We start from the raw sequence: 15062 nt of genomic DNA, 5'->3' as shown, positions 1-15062 counted from the left end.
GCAGGGGAGGGCGGACGGTCCCTGCGGCACTGTGCAGAATCCGAAACGCCTGCCCGGGCCGAGTCGCACCGGACAAGGGGCGCCCGGTTGAGTCTGCGGCAAACGGCTGTGATTAGGGTCTGTTTTTCGCGGATGGCGCTCCATTTCGGTGCGCCGCCGCGCCTGACCGTTCTGCTGCTGGCCGGAAATCCGCTGTCTGGCTGAAAACAGCAGCCGGTTTCGCGTGAAAGGCGTTTTCCACAACTAAAAATAAGGGAATTCTTGATCTGCACTCGCCCTGCGCGTGCAGAATTCCATGATTTGAAGGAGAAGAAAATGGAACGTGACAGCATCTTCACACATATGCAGGCCATTGAAGGCAGGTTCAACGCCGAGGGCCTGACGCTTTACGTGTGCACAAACCCTGAAGAGCTGCCGGCCCTTTTGGCGGATGTGGGAAAGGAGCGGGTTCACCCGATGTCCGAAGTCAGCGATGAGGACCTGCAGTCGGGCCGGGCGTTCTGGCTGTTCCTGAAGCGGCAGGACCGGTGCATCACCTGTATCTCGGCCAAAAGCGTGGATCTTGGCAGCAAGGACTTCGGGAATTACTTCCGCGGACTTGCGGCCTCCCGCTACAGCGGCCGCGACGGGGTGGTGGAGAGCGTTTCGCAGCCGCTGGTCGATGAGATGCGGGGCCGGCTGATCTATTTCGGCGGGATCGAGGTTGCGCCGGACGAACGGGGCGGCATCCGGCGGCTTGGCGATTTCGCCCAGTATGTGAAACTGCTGGCCGCCACGCGGTGGGATTTCGATTGGATGTACACGATCATTGCCTACAAGCACCGCCGCCTGGCCGATGATTACGGCTTTAACGGCAAATACCGCAACGCGATTTCCTGGGCGGATCCGGTGCCCGAAGGCCTGGCGAACGATCAGATGATCCTAGGCCTCAACGCAGTCCACTTCTCGCATATTGTCAGCAGTGTCGAGCCAGGTAATCTTTGAGAAAACGGCCGTGACCGGCTCCCCTTGGGGGCCGGTCACCCGCATTGTCACCTTGCGGTAGCCGCCGCGCACCCGCAGCCCCTTGATGATCACGTCCAGCTCCTCGTCGGTGACGATATACGGAACTTCGCTCAGCATCCTGTGCGACTGCATCGCGCGCGCGATGATGGTTTCCTCGAAGGATCCGACGATGCGGTAAAAATCCCGGTTGCCGGCCAGCATCAGCCGCTCCGCGGCGGCGCTGCGCTTGCCGATCTGGATCGGGTGCATGATCCGGTCGGTGGCCTCAAGCGGCTCGTAAAGATCGACCTGGTCCTCGAACCATTCCCAGTTCCGCAGCTGCCCTGCCTCCTGGTGGAACCAGTCCAGAATGTGGTCCGTGGTCACGTTGAACCCCGCCCTGGAGCACGCTGCAAGTTCCGTATTGGCGGCCTCGGCCGCGCGCCAGCGGTTGAGCCGGGCTGCGGAGGCCTGGCTGCCGCCCGGCAGTTCGAAGAAGAACTGAATGGGGATGCACAGGCCGGCCGACAGCAGCGCCAGCGAGGACGCCGGAATTTCGCGGTTGTTCCGCATCTGGCTTCGCAGAGTGCCGTAGTTGACCCCGGAGATTGAGCAGGCTGTCTTCAGTCTGACGCCTGCGATCTTGCAGGCGGCATCAATGCGGTCGGCAATCATATGCACCTCAAAAGTTTACATATGTGAATTATTAAACCAATAGTTGACACCTATCAGCCAAAGCATCAACAATCAATGCGTGTATAGGGGTTATCATCGGGCGAGTTACCTGTGGAGTGGACGAACGAAAAAGCGCATCAGGCCGGGGGACGCGGACGGGACGTGTCCCGGCGCGAGCTTGAGCTGCTGAGAAAGGCAAGCGAGGCGTCGGGGAGAAGCCTTGGCTTCTGGTCCGATCTGACCGAAGGGCTGGACCAGAGGTCGATTGCCCTGCTGGTGTCGCGGGCCCATATGGTTTCGCCGGACGGCTCTGCCGTGCCGGACACGCTGGCGCAGGACCAGCGCGAGGTGCTTGCCATGCTGTCCCAGGTCGGCCACCGCGACCGCGGGGTGTTTCTGCGGGCGCTGCGCGGGCTTATCGACCTGCGCAAGGGGCGGCTGAACTAGGCCGCGCCGGGGCCTCCCGGGGGGCTGCACTGCACTAAGATCCGGCCGTTTCCCGCCATACCCCTTGACCGGGCTCAATATTTGCGCACCAAAGTTCTTTCGCTGGCTCATACTGGCCGGGGCGAACGAATCTGCATGGAGAAGCCTATGGCTCAGGAGCATCCCATTTACGGCCGGATCGACGGCCCCATCGTGATCATCGGCTTCGGCTCTATCGGCAAGGGCACGCTGCCCCTGATCGAACGCCATTTTGAATTCGATGCCGCCAAGCTGACGGTGATCGAACCCGATGCCGCCAAGGCGAATTTCCTGCGCCAGCACAGTATCAACCACCTGCAGGTCGCGCTGACGCCGGATAACTACAGGGAGGTGCTGGGCGGCCTGTTTGCCGAGGGCAAGGGCTTTTGCGTGAACCTGTCGGTGGACACCTCGTCGCTTGAGCTTATGACCTTCATGCGGGAGCTGGGCGTCCTGTACATCGACACGGTGGTGGAGCCCTGGGCGGGCTATTATTTCGGCACAACCGACAATGCTGCCCGCACCAATTACGCGCTGCGCCAGGCGGTCCGGAATGAAAAGGCGCGCAACCCCGGCGGCACCACCGCTGTCAGCTGCTGCGGCGCCAATCCCGGCATGGTCAGCTGGTTCGTCAAGGAGGCGCTGCTGACGCTGGCCCGCGACACCGGCCGCAAGGTTGAGACCCCCGCCAGCCGCGAGGGCTGGGCGCGGCTGATGCAGTCGCTGGGCGTCAAGGGCGTTCACATCGCCGAACGGGATACCCAGGCCCGCCGGGTGCCGCGCGCCCGCGGCACCTTCGTCAACACCTGGTCGGTCGAGGGCTTCATCGCCGAGGGCTTCCAGCCTGCCGAGCTGGGCTGGGGCACCCATGAAACCTGGTTCCCGGAGAACGGCCACCGCCAGGACAGCGGCTGCCAGGCCGCCATCTGGCTGGAGCGTCCGGGCGCGATCACCCGGGTGCATACCTGGTGCCCGACGCCGGGGCCGCAGTTCGGCTTTCTGGTCACCCATAACGAGGCGATCTCGATTTCGGACTATTATACCGTCGGGGCAGGCGCCGATCCGGAATACCGCCCGACCTGCCACTACGCCTATCACCCCTGCGACGACGCGGTGCTGAGCCTGCATGAGCTGTTCGGTTCCGGCCAGCAGCAGGAGCGGCACCACATCCTGACGGAGGATGAGATCATCGAGGGCATCGACGAGCTGGGCGTGCTGCTCTACGGCCATGAAAAGAACGCACTCTGGTTCGGCTCCCGGCTGTCGAACGAGGAGGCCCGCGACCTGGCGCCCTATCAGAACGCGACCGGGCTGCAGGTCACCTCGGCGGTGCTGGCAGGCATGGTCTGGGCTTTGGAAAACCCCGAAGCGGGGATCGTCGAGACGGATGAGATGGACCATGCCCGCTGTCTTGAGGTGCAGCGCCCGTATCTGGGCCCGGTGGAGGCGCATTACACCAGCTGGACACCGCTGCAGGACCGCTGGGCGCAGTTCCCGGAGGATATAGACGAAAGCGATCCCTGGCTGTTCCGGAACGTGCTGGCGAGCTGACCCAGCGGCGGCGCGCCTGGGGCGCGCCGCCGGCTATTCCTTGATGGCGCAGAAACCGGGGCTGTGGCCGATAGGGTCCAGAAAGGCCTTGTCCATCATGGCGCCGGTGCGGTGCGGGAGTTTTGGGTGTGCGGCCAAGCTGGCGCGCGCCAGCGAGATCCGGTCTGGCATTCAAAGGTGTTTTCCTCATATTGAAATGAGGACCGCTCATCCGAGCCACTTGCCAGGAGCCGCAGATGTCGCGCCGCCATTACAACCTGCCGCCGCTCACCACCCTGGCCGCGTTCGAGGCCGCTGCCCGGCATCTGAGCTTCAAGAACGCGGCGCAGGAGTTGTCGGTGACGCCCGGCGCGGTCAGCCATCAGGTGAAGGCGCTGGAAGCGGAGCTGCAGGCGCCGCTGTTTCAGCGCAAGCACCGGGGCGTGGAGCTGACGGAGGAGGGGGAGGCGCTGTTTGAAACCCTGGCCTCGTCCTTTTCCAAGATCTCGCTGAGCCTCAAGACCATCCGCGACCGGCAGACCGGCGATACCGTGACCATCGGCTCTACCTCCGCCGTGGCATCGCTGTGGCTGTCGCCCTCGGTGGTGCGGTTCTGGCGCAGGCATCCGGATGTGAACGTCAACCAGATCGTCAACGACCGGCCCCTGCGCGGCATGCCGGACGTGGATTTCTATATTCGTTACGGGCGTGAACGGGATAGCCGTGTGGAGCAAACCGAGCTGTACCGCGACCATCTGGTGCCGGTCGGCAATGCGGAGCTGGCGGAGAAACTCTCCGGCTGCCCGCTGGAGGAGCTGGCGCAGCAGCGGCTCTTGCATCTGGAGTCCGATGACAAGAGCTGGACCACCTGGGCCGACTGGTTCCAGCAGCTGGGCTACAGCGGCCCCATTGCGCCCGGCGTGCGGGTGAACAACTACGCGGTGGCGCTGCAGGCGGCGCAGGACGGGGTGGGGCTGGTGCTGGGCTGGCAGCGGCTGCTGAACCCGTTGCTGGCCACTGGCCAGCTGGTGCCGATCGGCCCGCACGTGCTGGCGGCGCCGCACGGGTTCCATTTGGTGGGCCGCCCCGACGCGGAATTGTCGGAATCCGCCCGTTTGCTGCGCAATTGGATCATTGACGAGATACATCAGGGGTCAGGTGAGCTGAGCTAATCCCAGCGCGAAAATTCCTGCTATTGAGTGAATCCGCTCTCTCCCTTCAATGGCGCAAAACGCGCACATCTTTTTCCTGCCTTGGAGAGACCCAGATGAACAAGCATGACTCGCTTGCCCCGGTGATGGCTCCGGTCAACGTCGCAAACGGCCTGCCGAACGCCCATTACATCGACCCCGCCGTCTTTGCCGAAGAGAAGCGTTCGGTGCTGTTCAAGAACTGGTCGGGCATCGGCTTTGGCAAGGATGTGCCGGAACCGGGGTATGCGAAGCCGGTGGATTTCCTTGGGATGCCGCTGCTGATCGTGCGCGACAAGGATGGCGAGGTCGGCGTGTTCCAGAACACCTGCCGCCACCGGGGTATGATCCTGGTCGAGAAACCCGGCAAGATCCGCGGTGCCATCCGCTGCGCTTATCACAGCTGGTGCTATGGCCTTGATGGCCGCCTGGTCTCCACCCCGCATGTGGGCGGCCCCGGCAACAACAAGCATGAAGACATCAAGCTGGACGAGCTGGGCCTGGTGCGCATCCGCTCTTATGTCTGGCGCGACGTGGTGTTTGTGAACGTCGACGGCTCCGCGCCGGAGTTCGAGGAGGCCCACGCCGACCTGCTGGAGCGCTGGAAGGAATTCGAGACCCCGGTGCATCACGGCGGCGCGGACTCCGGCTTCAAGCTGGAGGTGAAGACCAATTGGAAGCTGGCGGTGGAGAACTACTGCGAGAGCTATCACCTGCCGTGGGTGCATCCGGGCCTCAACAGCTATTCCCGCTTGGAAGACCACTACAACATCGAGGTGCCGGGCAAGTATTCCGGTCAGGGCACCCTGGTCTACCGCCAGATGAAGGGTGAGAACGGCGAGGTGTTCCCGGATTTCGAGGGTCTCAGCAGCAAATGGGACGAGGGCGGCGAATATACCGCGGTTTATCCCAACGTCCTGCTGGGTGTGCAGCGCGATCATGCCTTTGCGATCATCCTGGAGCCGGTCGACACTGAAAACACCGTCGAGCACATTGAGCTGTATTACGCGAAGTCCAACGAGGACACACCAGAGCTGGAAGACCTGCGCACCGAGAATGCGAAGCTGTGGAAGACCGTGTTTGAGGAGGACGTCTTTGTCGTCGAGGGCATGCAGAAGGGCCGCCACGGCGAGCTGTTTGACGGCGGCCGGTTCTCGCCTGCGATGGACGGGCCGACCCACAATTTCCACGCCTGGGTGGCGGATCAGGTGACCAAAGGCCGCGAGGCATGAGTGCCTTTCTGAAAGACGGGCTGGCCAGGAATTACCTGGCCGGTGCCTGGGTGGAGGGCGACGGCGGTGCGCGCATCGCCGTTGAGGATCCCGGCAACGGCCAGCACGTGGGCGACTGCGCGCTGGCGGGGGAGGAAACCCTGGCCAAAGCACTGGAGGCGGCGCGGGCGAGTTTCGAGCGCGGCGACCTGAGTGCGATGAAGCCCGCCAGGCGCGGTCAGCTGATGCAGCGCATCGCGGCGGAGATCCGGGGCATTGCGGATGAGGGCGCGGAGCTCTTGTGCCGGGAAAGCGGCAAGAGCCTGAGCGCGGCGCATGACGAATTCGAAGAAGCCGCGCAGTATTTCGAATATTACGGCGGCATGGCCGACAAGATCGAGGGCAAGTCGATCCCGCTTGGCCCCGATTACGCCGACTACACGGTTTATGAGCCTTACGGTGTTTCTGCCCAGATCGTGCCGTGGAACTTCCCGGTGTCGATTGCGGCGCGGTCGCTGGCGCCTGCGATGGCGGCGGGCAATTCGGTGATCATCAAGTCGCCGGAACTGGACCCGATGGCGCTGGCCATGCTGGGCGTGGCGCTGGAGCGCGCCGGGGTTCCGGCGGGGGCGGTGTCGATCCTGAACGGCATCGGTGCGGAGCTGGGCGCGCGGCTGGTGGAAAGCCCGGCGGTGGATCAGATCGTCTTCACCGGCTCGGTCCCGACTGGGCAAGCGATCCTGCGCGCCGCCGCCAACCCGGTGACGCCCGCGCTGATGGAGCTGGGCGGCAAGTCCGCTGCGGTGGCGTTTGAGGATGCCAATCTGGACACGCTGATGTCCTCCCTGCAAAGCGGCATCTTCTATAACGCGGGTCAGGTCTGCTCTGCCATGTCGCGGGTGCTGGTGCACCGGTCGATCTACGGCGAGGCGGTGGAGCGCGCCGCCGCGCTGGCAAACGGCCTGAGCGTCGGGCATGGCTTGGAAAACCCGGGCCTCACCCCGGTGATCTCGGCGCGGCAGCTGGACGGGATCGAAACCCTGACCGCCACCGCCCGCCAAAGCGGTGCGCGCGCAGCTTCGGGCGGTGCCCGGCTGGAGCGGGAGGGGTACTTCATGGCGCCGACCATCCTGGCGGATGTGGACCCGGCAGCCCGCGTGGCGCAGGAGGAGATTTTCGGCCCCGTCACCTGCTTCACGCCGTTTGACACCGAAGCCGAGGCAATCGCCATGGCGAACGGCACCGAGTTCGGGCTGGTGGCCGGCGTCTTCACCCGCGATCTGGCGCGGGCGCACCGGGTGGCGCATCGCTTGCGGGCCGGGCAGGTGTTTGTGAACGAATGGTTCGCGGGCGGCATCTCCACCCCGTTCGGCGGGGTCGGCAAATCAGGCTTTGGCCGCGAAAAGGGCTTGGAGGCGCTCTATAACTATGTGCGCACCAAGAACATCGCGATCTCGCTGAAGGGCTGAGGGATGGAGCGCGCAGAGCTCGACCACGCGCTGCTGCAGGCGCATGCGGACAAGAACAGCGCCGCGCTGGTCCGGCTGTATACGCTGGCCGGGGATCAGGCGGAGGATGCGGGCAATATCGACGCCGCCTGCTTTTACCTGACGCACGCCTTTGTCTTTGCGCTGGAGGCCGGGATGCCGGAGGCGAAGGCGCTGAACCGCCGCCTGGCGGCGCGGGACCGGGCGCATCCGCTGGAGCTGTAAGACAGGTTTCAGGCCGCTGTGCCTGCGGGGGCAGCGGTCTGTTTGGCCGGCAGGGGAGGGCCGGCCAAAGAATCTCAGGTCAAGGGAGGTGAAGGCATGATCCCCAGCAAAATGGCGGCGGTCCTGCTGACCGGCCACGGCGGCATTGAGAAGCTGCAGTACCGCACCGACGTGCCGGTGCCGCAGCCCGGACCCGGCGAGGTGCTGATCCGGGTGGCGGCGGCTGGCATCAACAACACCGATATCAACACCCGCATCGGCTGGTACTCCAAGGCGGTGGAGGCCGGCACAAATGCGGGCGGCGCCACGGGGTTCGACAGCGTCAACGACGTTGACGCCAGCTGGTCCGGCGCGCCGCTGGAGTTTCCGCGTATCCAGGGCGCCGACGCCTGCGGCCGCATCGCAGCGGTGGGGGAGGGGGTTGACGCCTCCCGCATCGGTGAGCGGGTGCTGGTGCGTAACATGCTGCGGACCTACGTTGATTACCGCCCCTATGAATGCTGGACCTTCGGCAGTGAATGCGACGGCGGCTTTGCGCAGTTTGCGGTGGCGCCTGCGCGCGAAACCCATGCGGTGAACTGCGATTGGTCGGATGCCGAGCTGGCCTCGATCCCCTGCGCCTATTCGACGGCGGAGAACATGCTGCACCGGGTGGGCCTGGGCGCGGAAACCGTGCTGATCTCCGGCGCCTCCGGCGGGGTCGGCTCTGCGGCCGTGCAGCTGGCGAAACGCCGGGGCGCTACCGTGATCGCGCTGTCCTCTGCCGCCAAGGCGGAGGATGTGCTGGCGCTGGGAGCCGACCGGGTGGTGGACCGCAACGCCGATTTGCGCAGCGAGCTGGGCGAAGGCTCCATCGACGTGGTTGTCGATCTGGTCGCCGGACCGCAATGGCCCGCGTTTATGGACGTTTTGCGCCGCGGCGGGTGTTACGCGACCGCCGGCGCCATTGCCGGGCCGATCAGCGAGATCGACGTGCGCACGCTCTACCTCAAGGATCTGACCCTGATGGGCTGCACCTTTCAGGAGGATGAGGTGTTCGCCAACCTTATTTCCTACATTGAGGCCGGCGAAATCCACCCGCTGGTCGCCAGGACCTACCCCCTCAGCGAGATTGCCGCCGCACAGGAGGACTTCCTGAGCAAAACGCATACCGGCAAACTGGTGCTGATGATCCCGGAGGTCAAAGCGTGAAGATCAGGAAGATCGAGCTGTATCAGCTGGACCTGCCGTATTCCGGCGGCGTCTACAGGCTGTCTGGCGGGCGGGAGTACCGCAGCTTTGATGCGTCCTTTGTGCGGATCACCACCGACACCGGGCTGGAGGGCTGGGGCGAAAGCACGCCGTTCGGCTCCACCTATATCGCGGCGCACGCTTTGGGCACGCGGGCCGGTATCGCCGAGATTGCGCCCTATCTTCTGGACCGCGACCCGCGGCAGATGGACCGTATCAATGAGGCAATGGACGAGGCGCTGCTGGGCCACAACCACGCCAAATCCGCGATTGACCTTGCGTGCTGGGACCTGTTCGGCAAGTCGGTGAATATGCCGGTCTGCGAACTGCTGGGCGGCTCGACAGGCAAGCGCCTGCCGGTGATCTCCTCGATCTATGCAGGTTCCCCCGAGGACATGCGCGCCCGCGTCGCGCAGCACCGCGAGATGGGGTACCTGGGCCATTCCGTTAAGATCGGCGCGCTGGACAGCGAGGGCGGACCGGCGCTGGATGCCGAGCGCATCCGCGCGTCGCTGGCCGACCGGCAGCCGGGGGAGTTCTTTCTGGTCGATGCCAACGGCGGGCTGACGCCGGAAACCGCGCTGCGCATGCTGCGGATGCTGCCCGAGGGGCTGGATTTCGTTCTGGAAGCCCCCTGCAAAACCTGGCGCGAGACCCTGTCGCTGCGCAAGCGCTGCGCCGTGCCGATCATCCTGGATGAGCTGGTGCAGCAGGATGAGGACGTTGCCCTTATGCTGGCGGAGGATGCGGCGGACGGGATCGGCCTCAAGATCTCCAAGGCCGGGGGGCTGACCCATGGGCGGCGGCACCGGGACATGTGCCTGGCTGCGGGTGCCACGGTCAGCGTGCAGGACACCGTGGGGTCTGTGGTGGCGTTTTCTGCCATCGCCCATCTGGGCGCCACGGTGCCGGAGCGGGCGCTTCGCTGTATTCTGGACTGCCGCGATATGGTAACGCTGAAAACGGCGGGCTTCGATGCGCCTGTTCAGGACGGCGGCGTGCTGGTGCCGGATGCGCCGGGGCTGGGGATCACCGTCAACCGGGACCTGATGGGGCAACCGCAGGCGGTTTGGGACGCCTGACTACGCAGTATTTGGTAGAATCAGTTTCTACAGCCTGTTGAGACTGGCAGGCCCGCAGGACCGTCCGGACGATGCCTGCGGGGACAGTGTTGCCGTTTCCGCCTGCCCGCTTTGACGGTTTCCCGAAGCCCGTGAGCGCCAACAGGCTGATAAAAGCGCGGTATGCACAGGAAATTGGGGAACAGGCCGGGGGACAGACTTGCCATTCGGTGCCGAATTTGATTCGAGTGCGCGGAAATCAGGACAGGCTGTGCAGGTGTGCGGAAAACGGCATTTTGTGCCTTTTCTTTGCCGCCGCTGCCGGAACGGGGTAAGAACCGCCTCGGGATTCGGCCTTGGAGGGACGTAGCGCAAATATGAAGACATTTAACTTGAGAAAGGGGCTGGATCTGCCGGTGACAGGCGCGCCGGAACAGACAATCCATCAAGGCCCCGCCATCACCTCGGTGGCCGTGCTGGGCCCCGACTACCTGGGTCTGAAACCCCGCATGCTGGTGCAGGAAGGCGATGCCGTCCAGCGCGGCACGCCGCTGTTCTGCCACAAGGACGCGGAGGAAGCCGTGATGGTGGCGCCGATGTCCGGCAAGGTCGTTGCGGTCAACCGCGGTGCGCGGCGGGTGCTGCAAAGCGTGGTGATCGAGATTTCCGATGCCGCGGACAAGGGCATCGATTTCTCCGCCGTTGGCGATGCAAACACCGCCGAGGGCCTGACCGCCAAGCTGTGCGCGGCCGGCCTGTGGTCCGCGTTCCGCACCCGTCCCTACTCCAAGATGCCGGTGCCGGGGTCCAAGCCCGAAGCGATCTTCGTGACCGCGATGGACAGCGAGCCGCTGGCCGCCGATGCCGCAGTGATCATCAATGACGCTGCCGAGGCGTTCGAGGCGGGCCTGAAGGCCGTGACCCTGCTGACCGAGGGCACGACCTTCCTGTGCCAGAAGGCAGGCGACAGCATTCCCGGCGCCGGTCTCGCCGGTGTGGAAGCCGCGGCCTTCGACGGGCCGCACCCGTCCGGTCTGGCCGGCACCCACATCCACTTCCTGCATCCGGTGCGCGCGGACGATCAGGTCTGGACCGTGTCCTATCCGGACGTGATCGCCATCGGCCGCCTGCTGATAACCGGTCATCTGGACCCCTCTGTCGTGGTAGCGCTGGCCGGTCCCGCTGCGCGCGCGCCGCGTCTGGTCCGCACCGTGGCGGGCGCCTCCACCGAGGAGCTGACCCGCGGCGAGATCGCATCGGACGGCCCGGTGCGGGTGATTTCCGGCTCGATCCTGTCGGGCCGCCACGCGGCAGGCCCGCTGGCCTATCTGGGCCGCTTTGCCCGCCAGGTCGCGATCATCGAGGAAGACCGCGCGCAGATCCCGATGGGCTGGATCCGCCCGATGCCCGGCAAATACGCCGTGCAGCCGGTGCTGGGCTCTGCCCTCAGCCGCAAGCTGTTCAACCTGACCAGCAACCTGAATGGCGGCCGCCGGGCGATGGTGCCCACCGGCACCTTCGAGCGGCTGATGCCGCAGGACTACCTTCCGACGCAGCTGCTGCGCGCGCTGCTGGTGATGGACACCGACTCCGCTCAGGAGCTGGGTGCGCTGGAGCTCGACGAAGAGGACCTGGGCCTCGTCGGCTTTGCCTGCCCGGCCAAGTACGAATACGGGCTGGCGCTGCGCGACTGCCTGACCAAGATTGAAAAGGAGGGCTGAGCCGGATGGGATTGCGCAGCTTCTTTGACAGGATCGAGCCGCATTTCGAGAAGGGGGGCAAGTACGAAAAGCTCTTCCCCGTCTACGAGATGGTGGAGTCCTTCCTTTATACCCCGAAAACCGTCACCGCCGTGGCGCCGCATGCCCGCTCCTACATCGATATGAAGCGGATCATGACCTATGTGGTGATCGCCACCATCCCCTGCATCCTGTGGGGCATGTACAACACCGGCTTCCAGACCAACTCCGCGATTGCGATGCTGGGCGCGGATGCGGCCACCGGCTGGCGCGTTGCGGTGCTGCAGGCGCTGGGGATTTCGCTGGATGCGTCGAACCCGCTGGCCAATATCGCACATGGGTTCCTGTACTTCCTGCCGCTATATATCGTGACGCTGGTTGCGGGCGGCATCTTCGAGGTGATCTTTGCCACCGTGCGCGGCCATGAGGTGAACGAGGGCTTCCTGGTGACCTCGATGCTGTACACGCTGATCCTGCCGGCCTCGACGCCGCTGTGGCAGGTGGCGCTTGGCATCATCTTCGGCGTGGTGATCGGCAAGGAAGTCTTTGGCGGCACCGGCAAGAACTTCCTGAACCCGGCGCTGACGGGCCGTGCGTTCCTGTATTTCGCCTATCCCGCCAATATGTCGGGCGACAGTGTCTGGACCCCGGTTGACGGCTTCTCCGGCGCGACCGCGCTGGGTGTCACGGCCGCTGACGGCGTGCAGGCGCTGGCCGCCAAGGGCATCGAATGGTCGGATGCGTTCTTCGGCACCATCCAGGGCAGCTTCGGCGAGACCTCGACACTGGCCTGTGCCATCGGCCTGGTCTTCCTGCTGGCCACCAAGATCGCCAACTGGCGCCTGATCGCGGGCTGTTTGGGCGGCATGATCGCCTTCTCGGTGCTGCTGAACCTTATCGGGTCCGACACCAACCCGATGTTTGCGATGCCGTGGTACTGGCACCTGGTGCTGGGCGGCTATGCCTTTGGCCTGGTGTTCATGGTGACCGAACCCGTTTCGGCCAGCCACACCAACGCGGGACGCTACATCTACGGTGCGCTTATCGGCGTGATGGTGGTGCTGATCCGGGTGCTGAACCCGGCCTTCCCGGAAGGCATGATGCTGGCGATCCTGTTCGGCAACGTCTTTGCGCCGCTGATCGACTACTTCGTGGTGCAGGCAAACATCAAACGGAGGGCGCGCCGCCATGGCTGATACCCAAAGCAAGGGCCTGATTGGCCGCTTCCTCGCCGCATCGCCGGATTCGGTTGGCAAGACCGTGTTCATCGCCGTCGCCGTCTGCCTGGTGGCCTCGATGATCGTGTCCACCGCCGCCGTGTCCCTGCGCCCGGTGCAGGAAACCAACAAGAAGCGCGACAAGCAGCTGAACGTTCTGCAGGTGGCCGGCCTTTATGAGCCGGGCCAGAATGTGGCCGAAGCCTTTGCCGCGTTTGAGCCTCAGGTGCTGGATCTGGAAACCAGCACCTTCACCGGCCAGTTCGACGCCGCCACCTTTGACGGGCTGGCTGCCGCGCAGGATCCGGAGCTGAGCCGCGAGCTGGAGAACGACCCGGCCGGCATCGGCCGCCAGTCGCGCTACAAGACCGTGTACCTGCTGCGCGAGGAAAACGGCGATCTGGACAAGGTGATCCTGCCGATCCACGGCTATGGCCTGTGGTCCACCCTCTATGGCTTCATCGCGGTGGAGGAGAACGGCAACGACATCTTTGGCCTGCAGTTCTATCAGCACGGCGAAACCCCGGGCCTTGGCGCCGAGGTGGACAACCCGCGCTGGAAAGCGCTGTGGCATGGCAAGAAGCTGCGCGATGAAGACGGCGATCTGGAGATCACCGTGTCCAAGACCGTGCCGGCCGCCGGCCGCGAGCATTACATCGACGCCCTTGCCGGTGCCACGCTGACCTCTGCCGGGGTCGACAACCTGGTGCGGTTCTGGATGGGCGAAGAAGGCTACGGGCCGTTCCTCAAGTCACTGCAAGCGGGAGAGTTCTGATGTCCCAGAGCAAGAAAGACATGCTGATCGACCCGCTGGTCGACAACAACCCGATCACCCTGCAGGTGCTGGGCATCTGCTCGGCGCTGGCGGTGACCTCGTCGCTGCAGGTGGCCTTTGTGATGACCCTGGCGGTGACCTTCGTGACCGCGTTCTCGTCGATGTTCATCTCGATCCTCAGGAACCAGATCCCGGGCTCGATCCGGATCATCGTGCAGATGGTGATCATCGCCTCGCTGGTGATCCTGGTGGACCAGGTGCTGAAGGCCTATGCCTTTGAGATTTCGAAAACCCTGTCGGTCTTCGTCGGCCTGATCATCACCAACTGCATCGTGATGGGCCGCGCCGAGGCGTTTGCGATGAAGAACCCGCCGGTCGCGTCCTTCATCGACGGCGTGGGCAACGGCCTTGGATACGGCCTGATCCTGATGCTGGTCGGTTTCATCCGTGAGCTGTTCGGCTCCGGCTCGCTGTTCGGCATCACCCTGCTGGAAACCGTGAACAACGGCGGCTGGTATGTGCCCAACGGCATGCTGCTGCTGCCGCCCTCGGCGTTCTTTATCATCGGCCTGATCATCTGGGCCTTCCGCACCTGGAAGCCGAACCAGGTGGAAGAGCGTGAATACAAAATCCAAACCGTGGAGGCGCACTGATGGAAGGGCTGATTTCACTCGCCGTCAAGGCCATCTTTGTCGAAAACCTCGCGCTGTCCTTCTTCCTGGGCATGTGCACCTTCATCGCGGTGTCCAAGAAGATCTCCACCGCGCTGGGTCTGGGGATTTCGGTGATGGTGGTGCAGGCCATCACCGTGCCTGCCAACAACCTGCTGCTGACCTACCTCCTGAAGCCGGGCGCGCTGGCCTGGGCGGGGTTCCCGGATGTGGACCTCACCTTCCTCGGCCTGATCTCCTATATCGGGGTGATCGCGGCGATGGTGCAGATCCTGGAGATGATCCTCGATAAGTATTTCCCGCCGCTCTACAACGCGCTGGGGATCTTCCTGCCGCTGATCACGGTGAACTGCGCGATCCTGGGCGGCTCGCTGTTCATGGTGGAGCGCGACTACAACTTTGCCGAGGCAACCACTTACGGCCTCTCCTCCGGCTTCGGCTGGGCGCTGGCGATCACCGCGATGGCGGGCGTGCGTGAGAAGCTGAAGTATTCCGACGTGCCGGACGGCCTGCAGGGCCTGGGCATCACCTTTATCACCGCAGGTCTGATGGCGATGGCCTTCATGTCCTTCAGCGGCGTCAAACTGTAAGGAGAGCGCGGA

Annotated in this window: 16 protein-coding genes; 14 read left to right on the top strand and 2 right to left on the bottom strand. The window is 64.4% G+C overall.

Going from position 1 to position 15062, the window contains the following annotated elements; translation table 11 throughout:
- Positions 1-315 precede the first annotated feature (315 nt).
- Positions 316-984, top strand: a complete 669-nt coding sequence (locus R2C4_RS00240) for a hypothetical protein (RefSeq protein WP_141889073.1) — start codon at positions 316-318, stop codon at positions 982-984.
- On the opposite strand, the gene R2C4_RS00235 is transcribed toward R2C4_RS00240, so the two are convergent.
- Positions 922-1659, bottom strand: coding sequence for a hypothetical protein (locus R2C4_RS00235; protein WP_141889072.1), 738 nt, complete (start codon positions 1657-1659; stop codon positions 922-924). The genes R2C4_RS00240 and R2C4_RS00235 overlap by 63 nt on opposite strands.
- A 111-nt stretch (positions 1660-1770) precedes the next feature.
- Here R2C4_RS00235 and R2C4_RS00230 point away from each other — a divergent pair, with 111 nt between their 5' ends.
- Complete coding sequence (locus tag R2C4_RS00230) at positions 1771-2106, top strand: hypothetical protein (protein WP_141889071.1); 336 nt, start codon at positions 1771-1773, stop codon at positions 2104-2106.
- Positions 2107-2253: 147 nt separating this feature from the next.
- Positions 2254-3675, top strand: a complete 1422-nt coding sequence (locus R2C4_RS00225; protein WP_141889070.1) for a homospermidine synthase — start codon at positions 2254-2256, stop codon at positions 3673-3675.
- Between the two features lie 33 nt (positions 3676-3708).
- On the opposite strand, the gene R2C4_RS21140 is transcribed toward R2C4_RS00225, so the two are convergent.
- Positions 3709-3846, bottom strand: coding sequence for a hypothetical protein (locus R2C4_RS21140; protein ID WP_167510210.1), 138 nt, complete (start codon positions 3844-3846; stop codon positions 3709-3711).
- Between the two features lie 65 nt (positions 3847-3911).
- Here R2C4_RS21140 and R2C4_RS00220 point away from each other — a divergent pair, with 65 nt between their 5' ends.
- From R2C4_RS00220 to nqrE, 11 genes are all read left to right on the top strand, one after another.
- Positions 3912-4826, top strand: a complete 915-nt coding sequence (locus R2C4_RS00220) for a LysR substrate-binding domain-containing protein (protein WP_141889069.1) — start codon at positions 3912-3914, stop codon at positions 4824-4826.
- Positions 4827-4921: 95 nt separating this feature from the next.
- Positions 4922-6076 carry an aromatic ring-hydroxylating oxygenase subunit alpha gene (locus tag R2C4_RS00215; protein ID WP_058284782.1) on the top strand — a complete coding sequence of 385 codons (1155 nt, stop codon included), beginning with the start codon at positions 4922-4924 and terminating at the stop codon, positions 6074-6076.
- The gene (locus R2C4_RS00210) at positions 6073-7524 is read left to right on the top strand and encodes an aldehyde dehydrogenase family protein (RefSeq protein WP_141889068.1); all 1452 of its coding nucleotides are present in this window, start codon (positions 6073-6075) and stop codon (positions 7522-7524) included. Before R2C4_RS00215 ends, R2C4_RS00210 begins: the two co-directional genes overlap by 4 nt.
- 3 nt (positions 7525-7527) lie before the next feature.
- A complete protein-coding gene (locus tag R2C4_RS00205) occupies positions 7528-7767 on the top strand; it encodes a hypothetical protein (RefSeq protein WP_141889067.1) in 240 nt (79 codons plus the stop codon).
- 96 nt (positions 7768-7863) lie between these two features.
- A complete protein-coding gene (locus tag R2C4_RS00200; RefSeq protein WP_141889066.1) occupies positions 7864-8958 on the top strand; it encodes an alcohol dehydrogenase family protein in 1095 nt (364 codons plus the stop codon).
- Positions 8955-10079 (top strand): mandelate racemase/muconate lactonizing enzyme family protein, encoded by a 1125-nt coding sequence (locus R2C4_RS00195; RefSeq protein WP_141889065.1) that lies wholly within the window; start codon positions 8955-8957, stop codon positions 10077-10079. Before R2C4_RS00200 ends, R2C4_RS00195 begins: the two co-directional genes overlap by 4 nt.
- Positions 10080-10435: 356 nt before the next feature.
- On the top strand, positions 10436-11779 hold the full coding sequence (locus R2C4_RS00190) for a Na(+)-translocating NADH-quinone reductase subunit A (protein WP_141889064.1): 1344 nt from the start codon (positions 10436-10438) through the stop codon (positions 11777-11779).
- Between the two features lie 5 nt (positions 11780-11784).
- Positions 11785-12993 (top strand): NADH:ubiquinone reductase (Na(+)-transporting) subunit B, encoded by a 1209-nt coding sequence (locus R2C4_RS00185; RefSeq protein WP_141889063.1) that lies wholly within the window; start codon positions 11785-11787, stop codon positions 12991-12993.
- Positions 12986-13789, top strand: coding sequence for a Na(+)-translocating NADH-quinone reductase subunit C (locus R2C4_RS00180; protein ID WP_141889062.1), 804 nt, complete (start codon positions 12986-12988; stop codon positions 13787-13789). Before R2C4_RS00185 ends, R2C4_RS00180 begins: the two co-directional genes overlap by 8 nt.
- Entirely contained in the window at positions 13789-14442 is a 654-nt protein-coding gene (locus R2C4_RS00175; protein WP_058284774.1) for an NADH:ubiquinone reductase (Na(+)-transporting) subunit D, read from the top strand. The genes R2C4_RS00180 and R2C4_RS00175 overlap by 1 nt, the downstream gene beginning before the upstream one ends.
- Positions 14442-15050, top strand: coding sequence for an NADH:ubiquinone reductase (Na(+)-transporting) subunit E (nqrE, locus tag R2C4_RS00170; RefSeq protein ID WP_058284773.1), 609 nt, complete (start codon positions 14442-14444; stop codon positions 15048-15050). The genes R2C4_RS00175 and nqrE overlap by 1 nt, the downstream gene beginning before the upstream one ends.
- Positions 15051-15062: the final 12 nt, after the last annotated feature.

Origin of the sequence: Leisingera aquaemixtae, from assembly GCF_006740765.1 — a bacterium.
GTDB classification, from domain to species: domain Bacteria; phylum Pseudomonadota; class Alphaproteobacteria; order Rhodobacterales; family Rhodobacteraceae; genus Leisingera; species Leisingera aquaemixtae.
Note: the sequence above shows the minus strand (reverse complement) of the source record. Positions and strands in the feature narration are given on the sequence as shown.

Bases quoted from the DNA above. Each gene is read 5' to 3' on its own strand.
- R2C4_RS00240 (WP_141889073.1), top strand. From the start codon at position 316: ATGGAACGTGACAGCATCTTCACACATATGCAGGCCATTGAAGGCAGG.
- R2C4_RS00235 (WP_141889072.1), bottom strand. From the start codon at position 1,659: ATGATTGCCGACCGCATTGATGCCGCCTGCAAGATCGCAGGCGTCAGA.
- R2C4_RS00225 (WP_141889070.1), top strand. From the start codon at position 2,254: ATGGCTCAGGAGCATCCCATTTACGGCCGGATCGACGGCCCCATCGTG.
- R2C4_RS21140 (WP_167510210.1), bottom strand. From the start codon at position 3,846: ATGCCAGACCGGATCTCGCTGGCGCGCGCCAGCTTGGCCGCACACCCA.
- R2C4_RS00220 (WP_141889069.1), top strand. From the start codon at position 3,912: ATGTCGCGCCGCCATTACAACCTGCCGCCGCTCACCACCCTGGCCGCG.
- R2C4_RS00215 (WP_058284782.1), top strand. From the start codon at position 4,922: ATGAACAAGCATGACTCGCTTGCCCCGGTGATGGCTCCGGTCAACGTC.
- R2C4_RS00210 (WP_141889068.1), top strand. From the start codon at position 6,073: ATGAGTGCCTTTCTGAAAGACGGGCTGGCCAGGAATTACCTGGCCGGT.
- R2C4_RS00205 (WP_141889067.1), top strand. From the start codon at position 7,528: ATGGAGCGCGCAGAGCTCGACCACGCGCTGCTGCAGGCGCATGCGGAC.
- R2C4_RS00200 (WP_141889066.1), top strand. From the start codon at position 7,864: ATGATCCCCAGCAAAATGGCGGCGGTCCTGCTGACCGGCCACGGCGGC.
- R2C4_RS00190 (WP_141889064.1), top strand. From the start codon at position 10,436: ATGAAGACATTTAACTTGAGAAAGGGGCTGGATCTGCCGGTGACAGGC.
- R2C4_RS00185 (WP_141889063.1), top strand. From the start codon at position 11,785: ATGGGATTGCGCAGCTTCTTTGACAGGATCGAGCCGCATTTCGAGAAG.
- R2C4_RS00180 (WP_141889062.1), top strand. From the start codon at position 12,986: ATGGCTGATACCCAAAGCAAGGGCCTGATTGGCCGCTTCCTCGCCGCA.
- R2C4_RS00175 (WP_058284774.1), top strand. From the start codon at position 13,789: ATGTCCCAGAGCAAGAAAGACATGCTGATCGACCCGCTGGTCGACAAC.
- nqrE (WP_058284773.1), top strand. From the start codon at position 14,442: ATGGAAGGGCTGATTTCACTCGCCGTCAAGGCCATCTTTGTCGAAAAC.